Below are 22,576 nucleotides of genomic sequence, written 5' to 3' on the forward strand. Positions count from 1 at the left end.
TTAAGCGTTTCAGGGAAACCCTTCTGAAAGGCTTATGAAAGGCTCCCCCGGAGGTCCCGATGCCAAAGGAAAGTGAGCTCTACCCGTCCGACTCCCCGACCGCCCTCTTCGGCTTCGAGCTGCGACGACTCCGCAAGGCCCGAGGCTGGTCCCAGCTCCAGCTGGCCAAGCACATCCCCTACTCCGTGGGGACGATCAGCACCATCGAGACGGCGCAGCGGGCGCCGACGGAGGAGTTCGCCAGGTTCTGCGACGAGGCACTGGAGGCGGACGGGGCACTGCTGCGACTGTGGCCGATGGTCAGCCACTCGGCGGCGCCCATGTGGTTCAGACCGTGGCTCGACGTCGAGGCCACGGCGGACGCTCTACGTATTTGGCAACCGCTGATGGTTCCCGGCCTCTTCCAGACCGAGGACTACGCCAGGGCCATTCTCAGCGGCGAACCCGGAGCAGGACCCGAGGAAGTGGAGAAGCAGGTGACCGCTCGCATGGAGCGGCAGAACCTTCTCACACGCGTCACCCCTCCCATGTTCTGGGCGGTTCTCGACGAGGGAATCCTGCACCGCCCCATCGAAAGCCCCGCCGTCATGTCGGCGCAGCTTGAGCATCTCATCGAGCTTGCCCAAGCACCCCGGATCACCATTCAGGTCCTCCCTTTCAGCGCACGTTCCACGCCGGGTCTTCTCGGAGGGTTCGTCATAGCGCAGACTCAAGGGATGGCCGACACGGCATACGTCGAATCCGCCGGACTTCTGGGGAGGGTGACGGAGCGCCCGGAAGACGTCAGCGCTCTCACGTTCAGATACGAGGGAATCCGCGCCGAGGCGGCATCACAGCGCGAATCACTAGAGCTGATCAAGGAAGCGGCACAGAAATGGATGAGCTGATGCGAGAAATCGACACGGCCACGTGGCGCAAGTCCACCCTGTCCGGAAGCGACGGCGGCGACTGCGTCGAAGTCGCCATGCTGTCCAGCGGTAACCGAGGCGTCCGCGACAGCAAGAACATCTCCGGACCGGCACTGATCTTCACTTCCACCGCCTGGAACACCTTCGTCACGGGCGTGAAGAACGGCGAATTCGACGGCTGACCAGGGAAAGGACCCCGGATGGACGAGTCGTTCACAGAACTCGACACAGCCGTATGGCGTAAATCCACCCTGTCGGGCCCCGACGGCGGAAACTGCGTTGAGGTCGCCAGACTGCCCGGCGGACGCCGAGGCGTCCGGGACAGCAAGAACCCCACCGCCCCCGCACTGATCCTCACCCCCGCCAAATGGCACACCTTCGTCGACGGCATCAAGAACGGCGACTTCGACTAGGCAACGTGTCCGCTGCCACGAGGAGGGCTCTCCGCCCCTCCAGCAGACCCCTCCTCGTAGGCCGCGACAGATCGCCTCCAGAAATCGCGCACGATCGTGAGGGCAACCGCCAAATCAGCCGGAGCAGCGGTCAGCCCCCGCGCCAGAACGGGATATTCCTCCTCCCAGCGCGGCGGCGGAGCGACGATCTCTCCGGGGAGATCGTGTTCGTCTCTCACCGTGAAAACATGCCGGCAGACTTCGACGAGTTCTCCACCGGGAACCAGTCCGGCCTCGATCAGCAGGACCAGATCGACGAGATCCTTCACCCGCGTGTTCGGCCGGTCCCCGTAGCTCTTGGTCAGCGCGTGCAGCTTCTCCGCGAAGTGCTGACGCGGATGCACCGCCTCGACACTACGAACGGGCACTTCAGCGAAGGAAAGCGCTCCGGGCAACCTGATCTGGTGGGTTTCGGCGATTTCCTCGGGACGCAGTACGGCATCCAGCCGGAAGGCGGCGAACTGCTTACCCGCGAGCCGCGCCTCGACGCCGAACCGGTAAGCCGGACGCCCCGCACCGTCCGACTGCAGTCCGGAAGGCGGGGCGACCCGGAAGACGAAGTTGTCCCCGTCGAGATCCGGACCGAGCGTCTCGATCAGTTCCTCGCGCAAAGTATCACCGTCAAGATCACCCGATCGGATCGCCAGGTCGAGATCCTTGGTGCTCCTGGCACGGTCCAGCAACCGAAACTCCATCGCCGCGCCCCCTTTGAGAACCCAGCGTCCGGGCCGGAGCGCGGACAGGCGAGCCATCACTCGCTCGAAGAGAACCCTGCGACGGAGCCTGCCGAGGTCGGTACCACTCGTGTCGGCCTGATCCCTGAGCCTGGCCTCAAGAGCTTGACGCATGGAGACGGCACTGCCGTACCGGGTCATGTCCCCTTCGCTCTCAGTGCGCGCTCGACACTCAGCTCCGCACGACTCCCCAGGCGTTGAGCGGCTTGGGCGAGCTGGCCGCGAGTGGCCTCTCCACGATCCAGTAGTTCGGCGACAGCGGAGTCGATCATGTCTTGGTCCACCGCGTCGGCAGCGGATTCGACGATCGCCCGAAGAGGTGTGGTGACTCTGAAGCCCTCACGACCCTCAACCTCCTCTGGCCGAAGCTCGGCACGGTGCAGTACGACCCTCTCGTCTCGCCGCCGGAACCCGGGGGCGACCGTCAGGTGGATCTCCGCCGGGTTCGCGACGCCGAGATCGTGTACGGCCAGCGCGCTGACGTGCGAAACCACCGCCTGTCCCTTGCTCCAGAGCCACCAGCGGACGTGAGAGTCATGCTCTTCGCCCGGCAGCACGGAGAACTCGCGCAGCCGGTAGAGCCCTCGATCGACGCGCCTCCAGTTTCCTCGCTGGGCGTGGAAGCGCTGGGCCTGGTGGGAGTATCCCACCTGGACAGCCTGCGCGGCGGTGAAATATCCCCTCTGAGCTGCGGCGAGCTCCCAGAGCCTGTCACGGCGTACGCTTCGGGGCCATTGATCCCGATCGGTCGGCATACATCCATCCTCGCAACGCATAGCTACAACCTACTTTTAGTTCCATGCAATACGACGACACGAAACTAAAAGTTAGCCGTAGTTATTCGGGAGTCGATCTTTTCTCCGACCTGTGATCATGATGGTGAAGGCCTGGCAGGTCTTCCATCGGAGAGACGGTCACACCGGCGGCGACCGAACGACTCCCGGCTCAGAGGCCGGACAGCCGGGTGCCGCCGTTCGACACGCTCCTTCCGGCGCTGGGCGGCGATCGGTGGCCGCTCACCGCACGGAGTGCCGATCGGCCCTGCGGTACGCCGGTTTCGAGGTCATGATTCAAGAGGTCATTGCGTTCCGCTCGAAACGTGCAACGTAGGAGAAAAGTCGCGATGAGCTCCACCTCCCCCGATATCCCCCTCCCCTCTCGTCGAACGGTCCTGGCCGGTGCCGGAGCGGCTCTCGCCGCCGCACTCGTCCCCGCCACCGCCACGCGGGCCCAAGCCGACGGAACCGACGACGACACCACCTCCGTCACCTCCGGGACCGACTTCGCCGTCGCGGTCTCCCCCGACGGCCGCACACTCGCGCTCGACATGCTCGGTGTCCTGTGGGTCTGTTCCTCCTCCGGCGGCACCGCCCGCCGGCTCACCGGCGACCTGTACGACATCGCCCAGCCCGACTGGTCCCCGGACGGGTCCACCATCGTGTTCCAGTCCTACCGTGACGGTTGCTTCAACCTGTGGACGATCCGCCCCGACGGGTCGGCGATCAAGCAGCTGACCACGGGGCCGTTCGACCACCGCGAGCCCCGCTACAGCCCGGACGGGCGCACCATCGCCTACTCGTCGGACGCCGGTGGAAGCTACGGCGTCCACCTGCTCGACGTCGCCACCGGCGCGACGCGCGCGCTGACCGACACCTCCGCCGAGGAGTACGAACCGGCCTGGTCCCCCGACGGGAGGAAGATCGCGTTCGTCGTCGCCGACACCAGGGTGGACGTCGTGGACGTGACCACGGGCGCCCGCAGCACCGTGGTCACCGTTCCCGCCGGTCAGGTCATCCACCAGCCGTCCTGGACGCCGAACGGGGCCGACATCGCCTACCACCTCTTCCACGACGGCGCCAACGAGCTGGCCTGCACCTCCGGAACGCTCGTCACCGGCGAGGAGGTCTTCCCCTTCAGGGCCGCCTTCACCCCGGACGGGCGTTACTTCTACACCTCCGCGGGCACCGTCCGGACCCGCCGCCTCGGCTCCACCTCCTCCGGAACGGTCGGCTTCACCGCCGCGCTCACCACGAGGACCCCGAAGTACACCAAGAGCGTCCGCGTGTTCGACGCGCCCGGTTCGTTCCCGGTCAACGGCATCGGAAGCCCGGTCGTCTCCCCGGACGGCTCCACCGTCGCCTTCCGCGCCCTCAACGACATCTACCTGATGCGCATCGGGCACGAACCGGTCCCGCTGTTCCGCGACCGGTGGTGGAAGGCCGACCCCGACTTCTCCCCGGACGGGCGGCGGCTGGCGTTCGTCACCGACCGCACCGGCACCCTCAACGTCTGGGTCCGCGACCTCGCCACCGGCACCGATCGGCAGCTGACCCATCTGTCGGACTCCGCCGCTCTGTCGGTCCGGTGGTCACCGGACGGCAAGGAGATCGCCTACCTGGACCAGGACGGCGCGCTGTGGGTCGCGGACGTCGCCACCGGAGAGGTCCAGAAGGTCTTCGACGCGACCTTCGAACCGGGCAGGCCGACCTGGTCACCGGACGGCAGGACGATCGCGCTGGCGGCGATCGTGCCGTACTCGCGGCGTTACCGCGAGGGCCTGTCCAAGATCCTCCTCGTCGACCGGGCGACGGGCGCCGGCACCTACGTCGACCCGGCTCCGCACCGGTCCCTGCAGACCCGCGGCGACGACGGTCCCGTGTGGTCGCCGGACGGCAGCATGCTCGCCTTCGCCATGGAGTCGCTCGTGTGGGTCCTGCCGGTCGACGGGACCGGACGGCCCACGGGCCCCGCCCGCCAGGTCACCCGGGAGCTGTCCGACGCCCCGGTCTGGGCCGGCGACTCCGCCACCCTGCTCTACCTCAACGGCGGGCGGCTGAAGACCGTCCGCGTCGACGGCGGGTCCGTCCGGACCGTCCCGGTCCGGCTGTCCTGGCGCAACGACCCCGGCGCCGACCAGATCGTCGTCCACGCCGGCCGCATGTGGGACGGCGTCTCCGCGACCGTGGCCCGCGACGTCGACATCATCGTGCGCGGCCAGCGCATCACCGCGATCGAGCCGCACCGGGACGGGCGGCCCGGTACCGTCGTCGACGCCCGGGACAGGTTCGTCATGCCGGGCCTGATCGACATCCACCACCACCGCGAGATGCAGGGCTACGCCTACGGGTCCCGGCAGGGGCCGCTGTGGCTCGCGCTCGGTGTCACGACGACCCGCTCCCCCGGCTCCCCGGCGTACCACATGGTCGAGGAGCGGGAGTCGGTCCAGTCGGGTGCCCGGCTCGCGCCGCGTTACCTGGGCACCGGTGAGGCCGTCGACGGGCCGCGCATCTACTACAACTTCATGCGCCCGACGTTCTCCCCCCTGCAGCTGCGGCTCGAACTCGAACGGGCCGCCCGTCTCGACTACGACCTGCTGAAGTGCTACGTGCGGCTGCCCGTCGTCTGGCACCGGGAGGTCATCGCCTGGGCCCACCGCAACGGCAAACCGGTGACGTCCCACTACCACTATCCGGCGATCGCGATGGGCGGGGACGGCACCGAGCACGTCGGCGCGACCAACAGGTTCGGCTACTCCCGTACCGTCACCAATGTCGGCTCCGCCTACTCGGACGTCATCTCCATGTTCAACGCCTCGAAGATGGCCCGGACCCCCACCCTGTTCGGCTCCGTCACCCTCTACCGGGAGGACACCTCGCTGGTCACCGACGAGCGGGTCCGCCGGCTCTACCCGAACTGGCGGATGGCGAAGCTGAAGGCGTCCGTCGAGGCCGCGCGGGCCACCGACCAGACGGCGGCCCGGGCGAACCTGGCCGGCCAGGTCGCGCAGCTCACGGCGATGATCCGCGGCGGGGGCGTCGTCACCGCCGGCACCGACGCGCCGATCGACCACCTCGCGGTCAGCCTGCACATGAACCTGCGGGCCATGGTCAGGTACGGCCTGACCCCGCTGGAGACGCTGACCACCGCGACCAGCACGCCGGGGGCCTACCTCGGCCTGCCGCTGGGCAGGATCGGCAAGGGCATGTACGCCGATCTGGCCATCGTCGACGGCGACCCGCTGTCCCGGATCGAGGACGCCGCGAACGTCACCGCCGTCGTCGTCGGCGGGAGACACCACACGGTCGAGCGGTTGCTCGCGCCGTACCCGTCCTCCACGACCACCGACCAGCCCGCGTCCACCGCCCCGGCGGTCAGGGACGGCCTCAGGAGCAGGGTCAGGGCCCGGGTCCCCGTCCACCCGAACACCGCGGACTTCTGGTGGAACCACCCCGACGAACTGGAGAAGGCCCGCCTCTCCTGCGGCCACGACCACTAGGACCCGTTCCTGGCTGAGATCTGGATTTTCGGGTTTCGCCCCCTCCCCACGGTTGGGCGACCCCCGCTCGAGGACAACTCAACGCCTGTCATCGGGGGAGGACGGAACCGGGATTTCCGGGCCGCGGCATGCCGGTACCCGGTGCCCGGCTACCCGGTGCCCGGCGCGCAGTGGGCACCCCCGGGCCGAGGAAGGGATCGGCCCGGGGGTGCCGGTGGACGATCAGCCGAGGTCGGGAGCCAGGGCCGTGGCGTTGAGCGCCGTCACGATCGTCTCCTCCTCGTATCCGAAGTGGGACTCCAGCTGGTTCGCCAGCCGCTCCAGGTCGGCGCGCAACCGCACGGGGTCGGTCTCACCGGGTACGAAGCCGTCGACGAGCCGCTGGATGTCCTCCTGCAGCCGCGCCACCACCTTGTGCTCCTCGCCGAGCTGCGCCAGCGCCGGAGCGAGTGCGGGGAACTGCTCGGCCAGCATCGGGAACACGGCCATGTCTTCGCCGCCGTGATGCCTCTTCAGCGCCCCGCAGAAGTTGAGGCAGTGGGCGCGCATCTGCTGGGCGAGGTCCGGCCGAGTCCGCTCGATCGTGTCTGCGCCGCCCTCGGCCACCTGATCCACCTGGGTACGGAGCGTTTCGAGCTCCTTGCGCAACCAGTCGTGCACCTCGACGATCCAGTCGCCCAGGCCCCTGACCCGCTCCTCGCCGGGCTTGGGGCCGATCCGATGCAGTACCACGACCGGGATCTCCCGGGTCGTCTTGGCCTGGTGGTCGGCGTACCCCGGCGCCTCGGCGATCACGCGGTCGAAGAGCTTGTCACGCTCCTGGGCCTGCGGGATGGCGGCGATCGCCTGATAGGTGTCGGTACCCGTCTCGACCGTCACGATCGGGTTCTTGCGGATGTTGTGATACCACGCGGGATGCTTGTCGGAGCCGTTCGAGGAGGCGACGACGATCCCTTTTCCGGCGAATTCGAGGTACCCCAGGATGCTCTCCCGGCGCAGGCCGCTCTTGGCTCCGACGGTCGTCAGCACGGCCAGTGCCCAGCCCTCGAACATGCCGCTCATCTTCCCGCTGTTCGCACGAAACTCGGCGATGACCTGCCGCTGGAACTCGTTGACGTCGAGGCCCACCCAGGTGTTGGCCGATGCTTCCCAGGCCTCGGCCTGTTCTTCGCTCATGTACTGCCTTTCCGTGTCGATTGCTCACGGAGAAGGGCCACGCCACCGGAAGTCGACACAGAAACACCCCGCATGCTTACGCAGTGAAGATGGGCGCAGCAATCCCAGGACAGGGATCGACGGGCTGCGAGAGACGGAACGTGCCGACCTCTGTAATGGCTGAGTAGCCGCTACCTCCATGCGTAGGCCCATACGGGGCTCAGCCGGAGCCTAACACCATCCCCGCTGATCGAGCCACATCACCTTAGAGCGAATGCCCGGGGGCGCCCGCGTGCGACGCGGGCGCCCCCGGCCGGACGTCCGACGGGGGGAGCGGGCTCCTCGTCCCGCTCCCCCCGGCCCCCGTAGGCCCCGTCGGCCCCGTCGGGTTCAGCGGAGCCCGTGGGCGACGTGGACGTCGTTCGTTTCGCGCCTCACCGCCGAGAAGCGATCACACCGGCGACGAGGAGTGGTTCCCGGCTCAGAGGTCGGGCAGCCAGGTGCCGTGGAAACCGGCCGGGACGCGGCGGGGAAGCCGGACCGAGGCGGTGAAGTCCAGGGTGGCGGCGTCCAGGACGAGCAGCTGGGAGCCGTCGCCCGAGTGGTCGGTGACGATCGACAGCAGCCAGCCGTCGTCCTCGGCCCCGGAACCGGCCGCGGGCACGAAGATCGCCTCGCCGGGCCGTCCGCCGACGTCCTTGACCTGTCCGGTGCCGGTCTCGGTGTCGTACTTCACGATCGCGTCTTTGGAGACGGTGTACAGCAGGCGGCCGGCCCGGCCCAGCAGGTCGTCGTTGAACGTGGGGAACTCGACCGCGCGGTCGTCGCGCTGCTCCTCCGTGACCGTGCCGGTCGCCGGGTCGAGCACCCAGCGGTGCAGCACCGCTCCCCCGGTCTCGGCTGCGGGGTTGGCGCTACCGCTGATGGAGCCCCAGATGGCGGTGAAGGACTCCCGGGAGTAGCGGACCGCGTCGAGCACCACGCGCCCCGAGGCGTCCTCGCAGGCGTTGCCGACGTGGAAGACGTAGCACGGGTCGACGTCGAACCAGGTCGTCCGCCCCGCGCGGTCCATCACGCCGAGCCTGGCGCCGTAGGCGTCGTCCCAGCGGAACGGCAAGCCGCTGCCGACCATGTTCATGTCGAAGACGGCCGGCAGGTCGAGCCAGACGACGTGGTTCTCGGTGATCGCGAAGTCGTGGATCATCGTCGGCCCGGGGACGTCCACGACCCGGCTCTCCACCAGCTCTCCGGCCGCGGACAGGCGGTGGTAGGTCAGGTAGGGGGCGAAGAAGCCGTAGCCGAAGAAGTGCAGTTCGCCGGTGGCCGGGTCCCGCTTGGGGTGCGCGGTCATCGCGGTGGTCAGCCGGCCGCCGAAGTCGCACGGCCCGACCGTGTCCAGCTCGGGTGTCATCTCGTAGGGGAAACCGCTCTCGACGAGCGCGAGGATCCGGTCGGCGTGCCGGATGATCGAGGTGTTGGCGCTGACGGCGGTCCGGTCGAGCTCACCCCCGTCGTTGACGAGGCGGGCGCCCTCGGTGAAGGAGCGGGTGCGCACCCAGCGGTTGCGGTACCACTCGGCGCGGCCGTCGCGCAGGCGCAGGCCGTGGATCATCCCGGGCCCGGCGAACCAGTGGCCGGGGTCCTGGCCGGGCAGCGGGTTGGGGCCGTTGCGGAAGTAGCGCCCGGTCAGCTCGGGCGGCAGGGTTCCGGTGACCGGCAGGTCGACCGCGCCGATCTCGTCGGGGACGGGGGCGAGGTCGCCGGCGAGGTAGGCCGGGACCGCGGAGGGCTCGGAGGTTTCCGGGGCGGTGGTCACTGGGTGCTCCAATGGGTCGGTGAATCCTGCGGGATTCGGCGGAAGACGAGAGGAGATCGCCCGGCCGACGGCCGGGCGGTGTCACGGGCGGTCAGGCGTCCTCGGCGGCGACCTGTGCCCGGAAGCGGGCGGCGGCGATCTTGGGGTAGCGGGCGGTGAAGATCGCGGGCAGCACGAAGGTGACGATCTTGATCGTGATGACGGCGGCGGTGGCGTGCGGGGCGACGTACAGCAGCAGGGCCAGCGAGACGGCGGCGATCGTGAAGGCGGCGCCCCACACCGAGGTGATGATGGCGTTGACCCGGTAGAACTGCGGGGTCCGCCAGACCGTCTCCGGCGCCATGCTCCGGGCGATGCCGAGGGTGAAGGGCTTGCGGATGGCCAGCGATCCCCAGGCGGTGACCGCCAGCCAGGCGTTGACGAGGGCCGGGCCGTACGGCGTGAGCGGGGAGTCGGGGTCCACGAAGGAGATCACGGCGATCACGGCGAAGAACACCACCGCGCTGGACTCGATCACCATCTGGTCCCATTCCTTGCCCGTGCGACGGTCGACGGCGACCACACCGAGCGCTATCACCAGTCCGGCGAGCGCGCCGTAGCGCCAGTTGTCACCGGTGGCGATGACGGCGTAGACGATCCAGGGGAGGAACCCGAGGAGACTGCGGATCATGACTGGCCCTCTTCAGCGCTTGACGTTCCTGTGTAGACATGTCGAAGGTAGACCCTCCTAGCTAGACATGTCAACAGAGGAATATAGGATGTGCTGCATGAGCCTCAAACACGCGATGCTGGGGCTGCTCAGCGACGGACCGGCGAGCGGCTACGACCTTCTGAAGACCTTCGATGTCTCACTGGCCAACGTGTGGACCGCCACGCAGAGCCAGCTCTACGCGGAACTGGGCCGCCTGGCCGACGCGGGGCTCATCGAGGTGACCGCCGAAGGGCCGCGCGGCCGCAAGGAGTACGCCATCACCGAGGCCGGGCTCACCGAACTCCGCCGCTGGCTGACGGAGCCCTCCCCCTCCCACCCCAGGCGCAGCGAGATGCTCCTGCGCGTCTTCTTCCTCAACCAGCTCAGCCCCGAACAGGCACGCGCCTACATGCGGGGACTGGCGGAGAACGCGGAGCGGGAGCAAGAACAGCTGAGCAGGCTGAAGGAGGTCGTGGGGCAGGGAAAGGACGCCCTGTCGGTGTACGGCATGATCGCCCTGGAGTGGGGGCTGCGGGGCAGCGCCCTGCTGAGCGAGTGGGCACGCTGGGCCGAAACCGAGATCGTGGAGCACGCCGGATCCACGCCGGGGACACAGCCGCCGGGGAGCACACCCGCGTGTACGCGGGAGACGTAGCCCCCGGTGGGCACCCCCGTGTCCGCGCCGCCCCGCTCACGCCGTCCCGGGCGGTGCGGGTCCCGCGCCCAGCCGTTTTCCCCGTCGCCCTTCAAGATTTCTCCGTCGCCCTTCGAAGGGTCCTTCGGGGGAACGGACCGGCTCCGGACATGACTCGACCGCGCCTCGCGTGGTTTCGCGACGGGCGCGGTCGGGTGCGGGACATGTCCGTCTTGTGGGCGGGTCGTCGGGCGCGCTGCCGGCAGGTCGTACCGGGCCGCGCCTGACCGCCCCCGCGGGTGGCGGGGACGGCGGAGCCGTACCTAGCGGGTGGCGCGGTTGACGGCGGAGATGATGGCCTTCAGGGAGGCGGTCGTGGTGTTGGCGTCGATGCCGACGCCCCACAGCGACTGTCCCGCCACCTCGCACTCGATGTAGGAGGCGGCCTTGGCGTCGGTGCCCGCGCTCATCGCGTGCTCGGCGTAGTCCAGGACGCGGACCTGGACGCCGATCCCGGCCAGGGCGTCGCAGAAGGCGGAGATGGGGCCGTTGCCGACACCCTCGATCTCGCGGATCTCACCGTCGACGCGCAGGTCGGCGCCGATGGCGTCCTTGTCGTCCCCCCGGGAGACGGTGCGGTGGGCCAGCAGGCCCAGGCGCCCCCACGGGCTCGCCGGGTTCGGGAGGTACTCGTCGGTGAAGACCTCCCACATCTGACCCGGGCTCACCTCGCCGCCGAGCTCGTCGGTGCGGGCCTGGACGACGCGGGAGAACTCGATCTGCAGGCGGCGCGGCAGGTCCAGGTGGTGGTCGGCCTTCATGATGTAGGCGACCCCGCCCTTGCCCGACTGGCTGTTGACCCGGATGACCGCCTCGTAGGTGCGGCCGATGTCCTTGGGGTCGATCGGGAGGTACGGCACCGCCCAGGTGAAGTCGTCCACCGGGACGCCCGCGGCGGTCGCGTCGCGCTCCAGGTGCTCCAGGCCCTTCTTGATGGCGTCCTGGTGGGAGCCGGAGAAGGCCGTGTAGACCAGCTCGCCGCCCCAGGGGTGACGCGGGTGGACGGGCAGCTGGTTGCAGTACTCGGTGACCCGGCGGATCTCGTCGATGTCGGAGAAGTCGACCTCCGGGTCGATGCCCTGGGAGAACAGGTTCATGCCCAGCGTGACCAGGCACACGTTGCCGGTGCGCTCCCCGTTGCCGAACAGGCAGCCCTCGATGCGGTCGGCCCCGGCCATGTAGCCCAGTTCAGCGGCGGCCACGGCGGTGCCCCGGTCGTTGTGCGGGTGCAGGGACAGGATGATCGAGTCGCGGTAGGCCAGGTTGCGGTGCATCCACTCGATCTGGTCGGCGTAGACGTTGGGCGTGGCCATCTCGACCGTGGCGGGCAGGTTGACGATGACCTTGCGGTCGGGGGTCGGCTGCCAGACGTCGTTGACGGCGTCGCAGACCTCCACGGCGTACTCCAGCTCGGTCCCGGTGAAGGACTCCGGGGAGTACTGGAAGTAGATCTCCGTGCCCTCCATCTCGGCGGCCAGCTTCTTGCACAGTTTGGCGCCCTCGACCGCGATCGCGGTGATGCCCTCCCGGTCCTGGCCGAAGACGACCCGGCGCTGCAGCGTCGAGGTGGAGTTGTACAGGTGGACGATGGCCTGCTTGGCGCCGCGCAGCGACTCGAAGGTCCGCTCGATCAGCTCGGCCCTGGCCTGGGTCAGGACCTGGATCACCACGTCATCGGGGATCCGGTCCTCCTCGATGATCTGCCGGACGAAGTCGAAGTCGGTCTGCGACGCGGCCGGGAACCCTACCTCGATCTCCTTGTAGCCCAACCGCACCAGCAGCTCGAACATCTTGAGCTTGCGGTGGGAGTCCATCGGGTCGATCAGCGCCTGGTTGCCGTCGCGCAGGTCGACCGCGCACCACCGGGGAGCCCGGTCGATGACCTGGCCGGGCCAGGTGCGATCGTCCAGACGCACCGGGGCGAAGGATTCGTAGCGCTTGAAGGGCATGGGGCTGGGCTGCTGCTGCGGATACATGAAAGGCTCCTCGATCGGGAAAACAATCGCGGCCGACACGCATGGCTAGCTCCGCGACGAGGGGGCCGACCTCTTACAGGCCCTCGTCGCGGCAGCTAAGAAGCAGCACGCGCAGCATGCCTAGCACGTTAGCAGACGGCTCCGAATGCCCGAGAATCGGTCTCACATCGCGAAACGCCGCGGATCACGGGGCAGTCGCGGCTCCAGGGCCCCTCCAGAGGCCCGGAGGGAACCCGCCCGCACCCGCCCGCCCGGGCGGTTCGGACCGGTCTCTCTCCCCACCTGAGCGGTCGATCCCCACCTTCCGTCACGGGTTACAGTGGCGCTACCGCCGATGACAGGGGGACGAAATGAAGGATGGCGACATTCTCACCCACATCCACGAGCTGATCGCCGAGGAGCACGGTCTTCGCCAGCGGCTGGCCTCCGGATCGATCTCCTCACACGAGGAGAACAACCGGATCAAGGAGCTGGAGGAGGCCCTCGACCAGGCCTGGGACCTGCTCAGACAGCGCAGGGCGCGCAGGGAGTTCGGAGAGGACCCCGACTCGGCAGCACCGCGCCCGATCCCGGAGGTCGAGGAGTACCGCCAGTAGCGGACGGCCACGATGATCGGCACGGTGATCGGCACAATGGTCGGCACGGTGGTCGACACGGTGGTCGACACGGTGGTCGGCCACGGTAAAACACTCGCCGTACGGGGCCTCTCCGGGTTCTCCTTGGGGCATGCGAATCGAGCGGATCGACTTCACCGACCCCGGTGACCGGCTGGCGCAGTGGCACGCGGCCCACCTCGCCTCCGAGGAGAGCAGGCCCGGCTTCTGGCTCGGCCTGCGGCGCTTCACCGTGATGGTGGAGCGCGGCTGGGCGGACAACCTCATGGAGGCGTGGGTCGCCGAGGAGGCGGGCCACGTCCTCGGCGGCTACTCCCTCCACCTCCCGACCAGAGACAACGTCCACGGCTGCAGCCTGCGTTTCTTCGTGGTCCACCCCGGCCATCGGCGGCGCGGGACGGGGTCGGCGCTGCTGGCGCACGCCGGGCGGCGGGCTCGCGAGCACGGGCGCCGGACGATCCGCATCACCGGCCCCGCCGAGGTGGCCGTCTCCGCGTTCGCCGAGGCCGCCGGGGCGAAGCTCGGGATGGTCGACACCCGCGCGGCGCTGGATCTGCACGCCGCCGACCGGCCCGCCCTCGCCGGGGCGCGGGCGGAGGCCGTACGGCGGGCCCGGGACTACCGGCTGGAGCGCTGGACGGGCCCGACGCCCCCGGAGCTGGTCCCCGACATGGTCCGGCTGATGGAGGGGATGAACGACGCCCCGCAGGACGGCCTCGAGATCGAGGGGGTGCGGTGGGACGCCGACCGCTATGTCGCCTCGGAGGAGGCCATCCGGGACGCCGGACTGCTGGCGTACACGACGATCGCGCGGCACGTGGAGACCGGCGAACCCGCCGGCTACACCCAGATCCACGTCGACGCCGAGGAACCGCGAGGCTGGAGCCACCAGGGGGACACCACGGTGCTCGCGGCCCACCGGGGCCACCGGCTCGGCCTGCTGATGAAGATCGAGAACACCTCCTGGTTCCAGGAGCGCGACCCCTCGATCCGGTACGTCGTCACCAGGAACGCCGACTCCAACACGCACATGGTGGCGATCAACGAGCTCATGGGGTTCCGGCCCCTCGACCGGTGGCACCACTGGCAGCTACGGCTCTGACGGCTTTCCGGAGACGGCCGGCGCGGCACCGCCTCACGTCCCCGGCCGCCCTCCCGTGCCGTCTCACCTCCGTCACCTTCCCTGCCGCCCTCCCGTAGCGCCTCCCTGCCCCGCCCCCTCATGCCGTCCGGGTGCTCCCCCCCTGGTCTCCGGATCACTGACGGACCGCCCCCGGCAGCGTGGGTCGGGCGCCAGCACCGGACGGGTCGGCGCGAGCCAGGAGGCCACGTTCTGCTCGACGTACCAGCCGTGCAGGTTCACCGGGGTCCGGGGCACCTCGCCGGGGTCCGGGCACAGCACCCTGGACTGGAGCATGCCGTTCGAGATGAAGCTCACGGCGCCGTCACGCCCCAGAACGGTGAACATCTGGTCGTCGCTCGCGACCAGATAGCCGACGAGCACCCGGGGCGACCCGTTCTCCTCCACCTGCAGGGCGGTCAGCGGCAGGATCGGCGCGCGCATCACGGACACACCAACCAGGAACGGCGCGAAAACCGCGAGCGCGACGGCGATGCCGTGGGTGAGCATCCTGGCGGGAGCCTCGGGGACCGGACCGGTCAGCAGGATCGCCGTTCCCGGCGGGAGTGTCAGGAGAAGCACGGTCGCCACGTCGTACGCGGCCAGCGCGGCGGCGACGGCGGGCCACAGCGCCACGTAGGCAAGGATCGCGACCATCGTGGGCAGCGCATAGCAGAACGCGGTGCGCAGCTCCTCGTGGTGGGGGAAACGGTCCCTGACCATCAGTCCCCCGGCGGCCAGCGCCAGCATCATCAGTGTCGGCAGGAAGCGCAGCTGCCAGGAGAACAGGCCGACCAGGACGGCCAGGATCACCACCCAGCCGGGGAGCCGTTCGGCGGCTCGCACCAGCCAGGAGGAGCGGCGCGCGCTGATCCAGTAGAGGGTGCCGAGCACCTTGCAGACCAGGACGAGGGCGGGCACGACCCACAGGGCCGTCAGCAGGGCGACGCTGAGCAGGCCGAGCGGGCTGATGCTCTGCAGGAGCAGGAGCAGCGTCTGGGTGTCCTGCCTGCTGGCGTACCACAGCCGCACCACCAGCAGGACGAGGGGGAACACCGGCAGGAGCGTGAGCAGCCACTCCTGGTTGCGCGGCGCGGCCTTGACGCGCCGGGCACGCTTCACGGGGAGAGGCAGTTGTCGACGGAGAGGGCCCGCTGCCACGGCCACCTGCGCACCTGCGGGGGCGGCACGCACGGCTGGTCAGTCTGGGCCACGCCGCTGCCGACCGACATCATCGGGCGGATGTAGCGGTCGAAGGCCCGCTCCCACCTCTGGTTCTTCGGGTCGGCGTACGACTGGTAGAGCGCGATCTCGACCAGGGTGCGCAACGCCTTGTTCGGTCCCGCGTTCACCGCCCACATCTCGTTCTTCTCCAGGGCGATGTCGTGGTGCACGAGCCACTTGCGCTTGTCTGGGTCCTTGCGCGATTCGACGACGAATCCGGCCAGGAGGGCCGCGTCGGTCGTCACCGCGTCGTAGTCGCCGTTCTTCAGACCGTCTATGCACTCGCTGATCCGGTTCACGCCGGTGACGATCGCCTTCGTCGCCTTCTCCAGCTCGGCCTCCGAGGTCGAGGTGCCGAGCGTGCAGACCTTCTTGCCCGCGAGCTGCTCCAGGGAGGTGACCTTCGGGTGGCCGGACCTGGTCACCACGGACTGCTCGGTGCTGAAATAGGGCGTCGAGAGGCCGACGGAGGGGTCTTTCCTCCGGGCCTCCGTCGAGCTGAAGGTCGCGACCACCAGGTCGACCTTGCCATCGGGGTCCGAGGCCCCCATGCGCGCCCTGTCCTCCGTCTCGATGGGCACGAAGACGACCTTTTCCCGCGTGTAGCCCAGATAGGTGGCGATCATGTAGGCGATCTCGATGTCGAACCCCGTGAAAACGCCGGACTTCCGGTCCCGGAGTGCGACGCCCGGAGTGTCGTCCTTGACGCCGATCCTGAGCGTTTCCTTGCCGAACAGCCCAGCCTGCTCCCGCAGCTCGTCCTCGGTCGGCGGCCCGTTGACCCACAGGACCGACGTGACGACCACGACGGCCGCCAGGACCAGGGCGATCCACGCGGAGAGCCGGAGTCGTCTCACGCGCCGGGACCGTCCCCGCCCGAACGGCGGGTCAGCCGACGGCGGGTCGGGCTCCGGCTGATCGGGCTGCGGCCCACGCTCCTCCGCGTCAGGCCGCTGGTCCTCGGCCTGCGTCTCCCCGCCCTCGGGTTCTTCGGTCACAGCGCCCCTGACCTCCTCTTTGCCCGAAGGCTACGCCGGGGTCCCCGCAAACGGGAATGTCTTCACCAAGACGAGATCAAACGGAGGCGCTCCGATTTCCCCACAGGAGCCCCGAAGCATCTTTCCGGACATTTAACAACGACAACCGCAAATATCGATAAGGCTCACCAAAACCATCCCACCAGCCGCATTCCAAGCACACGGAAACCCGCCCACCCCCTGCCGATCTGAGCCGTCAGCGCAGGTCACCGCCTCCCCGGCGCGTTCTTTGAATTTCCCCTCCGGCCCATGGACCCCGCATTCGAACATCTGCACGTCGCGCCGTATCGGACACGCGGCAAAACCCCGGGAGGGAGCTGATGACTGCACGGTGGCCGACGACTCACCGACCGGGAAGTGGTCTCCAATGCGAAAACGGACCACTCGGACGACTGCAACGGGAACGCGCAACCGTGCCTCACCTACGGCAACGGCGTGGTGGGCAACCGGAAGCCGCCGGGCGGCGTGTCCCACCAGGGCCGCCTCACGCCGTCCCGCGCTCCCGGCGTCCTGGCGCGGAGAGGCGACGCCCCCGGCCCGCTCAGTCGTAGAAGCCCAGCCGGCGCAGCTGCTTGGGGTCGCGCTGCCAGTCCTTGGCGACGCTGATGCGCAGGTCGAGATAGACCCGGGTGCCGAGCAGCGCCTCGATCTGCCTGCGAGCCTGGCTGCCGACCTCCTTGAGGCGGGTGCCCTTGTGCCCGATCACGATGGCCTTCTGCGATGGACGCTCGACGAACATGTGCGCGTAGATGTCGAGCAGGTCGTCACGGCCCTCCCGGGGCAGCATCTCGTCGACGACGACCGCGATCGAGTGCGGCAGCTCGTCCCGGACGCCCTCCAGCGCCGCCTCGCGGATCAGCTCGCCCACCAGCACCTGCTCGGGCTCGTCGGTGAGCTGCCCCCCTTCGTACAGCGGCGGGCTCTCGGGAAGCCGGTCGATCAGCACGTCGGCGACCACGTCGAGCCGCTCCCCCGACTCCGCGGAGACCGGGACGATGTCCGTGAACTCCGCGAGCTGGGAGACCGCGAGCAGCTGTGCCGCGATCTGCTCGCGGGTCGCCAGGTCGCACTTGGTCACCACGGCGACGACCGGGGTCTTCTTGACCGCGGCGAGCTTCTCGGCGATGAACCGGTCGCCCTTGCCGACCGGTTCGTTCGCGGGCACGCAGAAGCCGATCACGTCGACCTCGGTGAGGGTGGACAGCACCAGGCTGTCCAGCCGCTCGCCCAGCAGGGTACGGGGCCGGTGCAGGCCCGGGGTGTCGACGATGACGAGCTGGGCGTCCGGGCGGTGGACGATGCCGCGGATGGCCCTGCGGGTGGTCTGGGGCTTGGACGAGGTGATCGCCACCTTCGTGCCGACCAACGCGTTCATCAGCGTGGATTTGCCGACATTGGGCCTGCCGACGAAGCAGGCGAAACCGGCACGGAAATCAGCAGCTGAGGAACTCACGCCAACCATTGTCCCCGATGCCGGGCTCAGCTCTGACGCAACGTCCCATCGGGCCCGGCCACGAGCAGCCTCTGCCCGCCCAGATCGTGCACGGCCCGCACGTCGGCCTCGGCCGGGCCGTCTCCCGCCGTGACCAGCGCCGCCGCCTCCAGGGACTCGGCTCCACTGGACACGGCCATCGCCACGGCGACCTGCAGCGCCGACAGCGTCAGCGACGGCAGCGCCACGTTGGTCGCCGAGTAGGTCCGGCCGGTCTCGTCGCGCACGGCCGCCCCCTCGGCGGCGCCGTTACGGGCGCGGGCGGAACGGGCCAGCACGATGATCTTGTTGTCCTCGGGATCGAGGGTCGTCTCGCTCACGGCACAAGGGTATTCAGCCGGTGGGATCCAGCGCGAACACGGCCCCTTCAGAGAGCCGCCCGGCCGATCAGCGATCGGGCGATCTGCCCGGTGCGCTCCGCGTCGACGCCCGCGACCCCGGCGTGCACCAGCGAGACCAGGGTGTGCCCGGCGAGGGCGAAGACCATGTGGATCTCGTAGGGATAGCCGTTGAGCCTCCCGTGCAGCCGCCTGGCCTGCACGTCGGCACCGGCCGCGTCCAGGTTCAGGCCGGACACCCTGAGGGAGGTGCTCCTGCCCGCCAGGGAGGTCCTCGCGATCCGGCACCCGTTCAGCGCCTGGGTGAGCCGGGTGAAGCGGAGCCTGGCGTCCTCGGGAGTGTAGGACGCCAGGCTGACCCCGGCCAGCTCGCCCACCCTGTCCCCCGGGTAGGTCACGGCCACCCACGTCCCCCGGCCCCGCTGGGAGGGCATGCCTCCGGCCGTGTCGAAGAGGAGCTGGCAGTCGTTGTCGGCCGCCTTGAACGGCGGAACCCACCCGTCGCGGGACCGGGCGGAGAAGCCGTCCGGCAGTTCCGACGCCTCCTCGCGCAGCAGTCCTCGCAGCCGCGCCAGTTCCGCGCTCGCCCTTTCTCCGCCGGGGTCGGCCGTACCGCCGCACGCCACCGGTCCCGCTGCCAGCATCCCGCAGACGGCAGCCGTGATCGCCACACGAATCCCCCGCGTCATGACTCATCCCCCGATGTCACGTGCGAGGTGTCTTGTCCCCGCCGATCCGCTTTCTTCCCCGTCGCCAAAAGCGGCAATCATCGAGAAACGCCTAAGGGTGCCCTCAACCCCCCCATGCGGTCGAGAACACCCTTCAGCGAGAGACGTGGGGCCGTCCGGCGACCGCCTCACGCACTCTTCCCCCCGGAGACTCCTCGCGCCGCGAACCCCTCCCGGCGTCGAGAACCCCCATCGGCCCCCGCGCGACCGGGTGCCGTGAGATGAGAGTGGCAGGCGCCGCTTGCAGAACGCTTGCGATCCGCTTGAGAGAGGTCACCGGATCGGTCGCCGAACCCGGTCGCCGGTCCGGCGAAGACAGGACGGACGAGTGCCCCGCCCCGCCCCGCCGCGACGCACCGCGACGCACCGCGACGGGGCGGGGACCATCTCCGCGACGGAGTGGACGAGGTGTGGGACCGGGTCAGTCGTGTCCGGCCGAGGCACCGACCGAGTCGGGCTCGGCGGGGGCGATGCGGCGGACCAGGACCGTGCCGATCCGGTTACGGCGCCCGGCGAGGCTCTCCGCCGTCAGGCTGAGCCCCTCGACGACGGCCTCGGAGCCGGCGATCGGCACCCGGCCGAGCGCGTGGGCCAGCAGGCCTCCGACGGTCTCCACGTCGTCGACCTCCAGCTCGATGTGGAACAGGTCCGCCAGGTCGCCCACGGGAAGCCTGGCGGTCACCCGGATCGAACCGTCGTCCAGCGACTCGACCCGGGGAACCTCCTGGTCGTACTCGTCGGTGATCTCGCCCACGATCTCCTCGAGGATGTCCTCGATCGTGACCAGGCCAGCCGTCCCGCCGTACTCGTCGATGACGATGGCCTGGTGGATCTGGCGGGCCTGCATCTCGCGCAGGAGCTGGTCGATCGGCTTGCTCTCCGGCACGTAGGTGGCCGGGCGCATGATCGTCTCGACCTGCTCGGTACGGCTGTCGCCCCCCGTCTCCTGCGTCCGGCGCACGATGTCCTTGAGGTAGGCGATGCCGATGACGTCGTCCTCGTTCTCCCCCACCACGGGGATGCGGGAGAAACCGCTGCGCAGGGCGAGCGACAGGGCCTGGTTCATGGTCTTGCCGCGCTCGATGAACACCATGTCGGTGCGGGGCACCATGACCTCGCGGACCAGGGTGTCGCCGAGCTCGAAGACCGAGTGAATCATCTCCCGCTCGTCGGGCTCGATGACCCTGCGTTCCTCGGCCAGGTCGACCAGGTCGCGCAGCTCGGCCTCCGAGGTGAACGGCCCCTCCCTGAACCCCTTTCCCGGGGTCACGGCGTTGCCCAGCAGGATGAGCAGCTTGGGCAGCGGGCCGAAGATCCTGGTCAGGCCGTACACGAGGGGGGCGCTGGCGAGGGCGATCGGCTCGGCGTGCTGGCGTCCCAGCGTGCGCGGGGAGACCCCGACGATCACGTAGCTGATCACGATCATGACGGCCGCGGCCGCGGCGTAGGCCCCGCCCTCGTCGCCGAGCCAGTCGATGAAGAGGAGCGTGGCGATCACCGTGGCGACCAGCTCACAGCTCAGCCGGAGCAGGAGAAGCAGATTGAGGTAGCGCGGCGGATCGGCGACGATCGTCTGCAGACGCACCGCGCCCCGGCGCCCTTCGCGGACGAACTCCTCGGCCCTCACCCGCGAGATGCGGGTCAGGGCCGTCTCCGCGCTGGCTATCAGGCCGCCGACCACGACGAGGACGACGGCTGAGAACAACCACCCGTTGGCGAGGTTCACCGCTGGGGGCGCACCTCCCGCCACGATTCGAGAAGCTCACCCTGCAGGCCGAACATCTCCTTGTGCTCCTCGGGCTCGGCGTGATCGTAGCCGAGCAGGTGCAGGATGCCGTGCGTGCACAGCAGCTCCAGCTCCGCCTCGGTGCTGTGCCCCGCCTCGACCGCCTGCTTGACGGCCACCTGCGGGCACAGCACCACGTCGCCCAGGAGCGCCGGATCGGTGGGGGCGTCGCCCTCCTGCCTGGCCCCGCTTCCGGGGCCGGGGCGCAGCTCGTCCATCGGGAAGGCGAGCACGTCGGTCGGGCCCGGCTCCCCCATCCACTGCTCGTGCAGCACCGACATGGCCTCCTCGTCCACGACGAGGATGGACAGCTCGGCGAGCGGGTTGATGTCCATCCGCTCCAGCACGTGCCCGGCCAGCGCGACGATGAGCCCCTCGTCGATCTCGACGCCGGACTCGTTGTTGACCTCGATGCTCATCGGTCGCTCACCGTTCTTCCCCGATGGCGCTTGACCACGCCCTTGATCGCCTGCGGCTCGGCCTGCCGCTGTATCTCGTCGTAGCGCCCGTACGCGTCCACGATGTCGCTGACCAGCCGGTGGCGCACCACGTCGGCGCTGGTCAGACGGCTGAAGTGAATGTCGGGGATGCCGTCGAGGATCTCCTGGACCACCTTGAGGCCGCTCTGCGTGCCACCGGGCAGGTCCACCTGGGTCACGTCGCCCGTGACGACGATCTTCGAGTTGAAGCCCAGGCGCGTCAGGAACATCTTCATCTGCTCCGGCGAGGTGTTCTGCGCCTCGTCGAGGATGATGTAGGCGTCGTTGAGCGTACGGCCGCGCATGTAGGCCAGCGGCGCGACCTCGATCGTGCCCGCGGCCATCAGCCGGGGGATCGAGTCGGGGTCGAGCATGTCGTGCAGCGCGTCGTAGAGGGGCCGCAGGTAGGGGTCGATCTTCTCGTAGAGCGTGCCGGGCAGGAAGCCGAGACGCTCACCCGCCTCGACCGCCGGGCGGGTGAGAATGATCCGGTTGACCTTCTTCTCCTGCAGGGCCCTGACCGCCTTGGCCATCGCCAGGTAGGTCTTGCCGGTGCCCGCGGGCCCGATGCCGAAGACGATGGTGTGCCTGTCGATCGCGTCGACGTAGCGCTTCTGGTTCACGGTCTTCGGGCGGATCGTCCGGCCCCGCGCGGAGATGATGTCGAGGGAGAGCACCTCGGCCGGGCGGTCGGAGCTCATCCGCAGCATGGCGATGCTGCGCTCGACCGCGTCCGGCGTGAGCTCGGCGCCTCCGCGGACGAGCTCGACCAGCTCCTCGAACAGGCGCACCACGGTGCTGCTCTCCTCGGGGCTGCCGGTGATCGTGATCTCGTTGCCCCGGACGTGGATGTCGGCTCGGAAGGCGCCCTCGACGACTCGCAGCAGCTCGTCGCGCGAGCCCAGCAGGCTCACCATCGAATGGTCGTCCGGAATCACCACCTTTGCCTGAGTCCGGCTGGGACCCTTCGACCTGGGCTGTGATGTTCTGCTGGAATCGTTTGTCTCGGACATGGGCGGGCCTTTCGGCCTGTTCGCCTCCAGATATCGGCTTCAG

21 protein-coding genes are annotated in these 22,576 nt (G+C 69.2%); 7 read left to right on the top strand and 14 right to left on the bottom strand.

Going from position 1 to position 22,576, the window contains the following annotated elements; translation table 11 throughout:
• Positions 1-59: 59 nt before the first annotated feature.
• Genes AB0N02_RS15015 through AB0N02_RS15025 form a run of 3 tightly spaced genes read left to right on the top strand, consistent with a single transcriptional unit; the run spans position 60 to position 1,321 of the window.
• Positions 60-887, top strand: a complete 828-nt coding sequence (locus AB0N02_RS15015; protein ID WP_363946068.1) for a helix-turn-helix transcriptional regulator — start codon at positions 60-62, stop codon at positions 885-887.
• Positions 875-1,090 carry a DUF397 domain-containing protein gene (locus AB0N02_RS15020; RefSeq protein ID WP_363946069.1) on the top strand — a complete coding sequence of 72 codons (216 nt, stop codon included), beginning with the start codon at positions 875-877 and terminating at the stop codon, positions 1,088-1,090. The genes AB0N02_RS15015 and AB0N02_RS15020 overlap by 13 nt, the downstream gene beginning before the upstream one ends.
• 18 nt (positions 1,091-1,108) lie before the next feature.
• Complete coding sequence (locus AB0N02_RS15025; RefSeq protein ID WP_363946071.1) at positions 1,109-1,321, top strand: DUF397 domain-containing protein; 213 nt, start codon at positions 1,109-1,111, stop codon at positions 1,319-1,321.
• On the opposite strand, the gene AB0N02_RS15030 is transcribed toward AB0N02_RS15025, so the two are convergent.
• Together AB0N02_RS15030 and AB0N02_RS15035 are read right to left on the bottom strand one after the other, a co-directional pair.
• Entirely contained in the window at positions 1,318-2,235 is a 918-nt protein-coding gene (locus AB0N02_RS15030) for a nucleotidyl transferase AbiEii/AbiGii toxin family protein (protein ID WP_363946073.1), read from the bottom strand. The two genes, AB0N02_RS15025 and AB0N02_RS15030, sit on opposite strands and share 4 nt — an antisense overlap.
• Entirely contained in the window at positions 2,232-2,849 is a 618-nt protein-coding gene (locus AB0N02_RS15035; protein ID WP_363946075.1) for a type IV toxin-antitoxin system AbiEi family antitoxin domain-containing protein, read from the bottom strand. Before AB0N02_RS15035 ends, AB0N02_RS15030 begins: the two co-directional genes overlap by 4 nt.
• Before the next feature lie 368 nt (positions 2,850-3,217).
• On the opposite strand from AB0N02_RS15035, the gene AB0N02_RS15040 reads away from it, so the two are divergent.
• Positions 3,218-6,370, top strand: a complete 3,153-nt coding sequence (locus tag AB0N02_RS15040) for an amidohydrolase family protein (RefSeq protein ID WP_363946077.1) — start codon at positions 3,218-3,220, stop codon at positions 6,368-6,370.
• 222 nt (positions 6,371-6,592) lie between these two features.
• Here AB0N02_RS15040 and AB0N02_RS15045 read toward each other — a convergent pair whose 3' ends face one another.
• The 3 genes from AB0N02_RS15045 to AB0N02_RS15055 form a co-directional block, all read right to left on the bottom strand.
• Complete coding sequence (locus AB0N02_RS15045) at positions 6,593-7,546, bottom strand: nitroreductase/quinone reductase family protein (RefSeq protein ID WP_363946079.1); 954 nt, start codon at positions 7,544-7,546, stop codon at positions 6,593-6,595.
• 460 nt (positions 7,547-8,006) lie between these two features.
• Positions 8,007-9,341, bottom strand: a complete 1,335-nt coding sequence (locus tag AB0N02_RS15050; RefSeq protein ID WP_363946081.1) for a carotenoid oxygenase family protein — start codon at positions 9,339-9,341, stop codon at positions 8,007-8,009.
• A 91-nt stretch (positions 9,342-9,432) separates the two neighbouring features.
• A complete protein-coding gene (locus tag AB0N02_RS15055) occupies positions 9,433-10,011 on the bottom strand; it encodes a hypothetical protein (protein WP_363946083.1) in 579 nt (192 codons plus the stop codon).
• A gap of 97 nt (positions 10,012-10,108) precedes the next feature.
• On the opposite strand from AB0N02_RS15055, the gene AB0N02_RS15060 reads away from it, so the two are divergent.
• Positions 10,109-10,687 carry a PadR family transcriptional regulator gene (locus tag AB0N02_RS15060; RefSeq protein ID WP_363946085.1) on the top strand — a complete coding sequence of 193 codons (579 nt, stop codon included), beginning with the start codon at positions 10,109-10,111 and terminating at the stop codon, positions 10,685-10,687.
• Positions 10,688-10,989: 302 nt separating this feature from the next.
• Here the strand turns inward: AB0N02_RS15060 and leuA are convergent, their stop codons facing one another.
• Entirely contained in the window at positions 10,990-12,702 is a 1,713-nt protein-coding gene (gene leuA / locus AB0N02_RS15065) for a 2-isopropylmalate synthase (RefSeq protein ID WP_363946087.1), read from the bottom strand.
• A 350-nt stretch (positions 12,703-13,052) separates the two neighbouring features.
• Between leuA and AB0N02_RS15070 the strand changes: the two genes are divergently transcribed.
• Entirely contained in the window at positions 13,053-13,298 is a 246-nt protein-coding gene (locus tag AB0N02_RS15070) for a DUF2630 family protein (protein WP_363946089.1), read from the top strand.
• A gap of 130 nt (positions 13,299-13,428) precedes the next feature.
• Positions 13,429-14,418 carry a GNAT family N-acetyltransferase gene (locus AB0N02_RS15075; RefSeq protein WP_363946090.1) on the top strand — a complete coding sequence of 330 codons (990 nt, stop codon included), beginning with the start codon at positions 13,429-13,431 and terminating at the stop codon, positions 14,416-14,418.
• 72 nt (positions 14,419-14,490) lie between these two features.
• On the opposite strand, the gene AB0N02_RS15080 is transcribed toward AB0N02_RS15075, so the two are convergent.
• From AB0N02_RS15080 to AB0N02_RS15115, 8 genes are all read right to left on the bottom strand, one after another.
• Positions 14,491-15,558, bottom strand: coding sequence for a hypothetical protein (locus AB0N02_RS15080; RefSeq protein ID WP_363946092.1), 1,068 nt, complete (start codon positions 15,556-15,558; stop codon positions 14,491-14,493).
• Positions 15,555-16,658 (bottom strand): transporter substrate-binding domain-containing protein, encoded by a 1,104-nt coding sequence (locus tag AB0N02_RS15085; RefSeq protein ID WP_363946094.1) that lies wholly within the window; start codon positions 16,656-16,658, stop codon positions 15,555-15,557. Before AB0N02_RS15085 ends, AB0N02_RS15080 begins: the two co-directional genes overlap by 4 nt.
• A gap of 580 nt (positions 16,659-17,238) precedes the next feature.
• Complete coding sequence (era, locus tag AB0N02_RS15090; RefSeq protein WP_363946096.1) at positions 17,239-18,159, bottom strand: GTPase Era; 921 nt, start codon at positions 18,157-18,159, stop codon at positions 17,239-17,241.
• Between the two features lie 17 nt (positions 18,160-18,176).
• Positions 18,177-18,509: a cytidine deaminase gene (locus AB0N02_RS15095; protein ID WP_363946098.1), complete on the bottom strand. Its 333-nt coding sequence runs from the start codon at positions 18,507-18,509 to the stop codon at positions 18,177-18,179.
• A 47-nt stretch (positions 18,510-18,556) separates the two neighbouring features.
• Positions 18,557-19,198, bottom strand: a complete 642-nt coding sequence (locus tag AB0N02_RS15100) for a hypothetical protein (RefSeq protein WP_363946100.1) — start codon at positions 19,196-19,198, stop codon at positions 18,557-18,559.
• A gap of 478 nt (positions 19,199-19,676) precedes the next feature.
• On the bottom strand, positions 19,677-20,981 hold the full coding sequence (locus AB0N02_RS15105) for a hemolysin family protein (protein ID WP_363946101.1): 1,305 nt from the start codon (positions 20,979-20,981) through the stop codon (positions 19,677-19,679).
• Positions 20,978-21,460, bottom strand: coding sequence for an rRNA maturation RNase YbeY (ybeY, locus tag AB0N02_RS15110; protein WP_363946103.1), 483 nt, complete (start codon positions 21,458-21,460; stop codon positions 20,978-20,980). Before ybeY ends, AB0N02_RS15105 begins: the two co-directional genes overlap by 4 nt.
• On the bottom strand, positions 21,457-22,533 hold the full coding sequence (locus AB0N02_RS15115; RefSeq protein WP_363946105.1) for a PhoH family protein: 1,077 nt from the start codon (positions 22,531-22,533) through the stop codon (positions 21,457-21,459). Before AB0N02_RS15115 ends, ybeY begins: the two co-directional genes overlap by 4 nt.
• Positions 22,534-22,576 lie beyond the last annotated feature (43 nt).

The sequence above is a fragment of the Streptosporangium sp. NPDC051022 genome, from assembly GCF_040683035.1.
In the GTDB taxonomy this organism is placed as follows: domain Bacteria; phylum Actinomycetota; class Actinomycetes; order Streptosporangiales; family Streptosporangiaceae; genus Streptosporangium.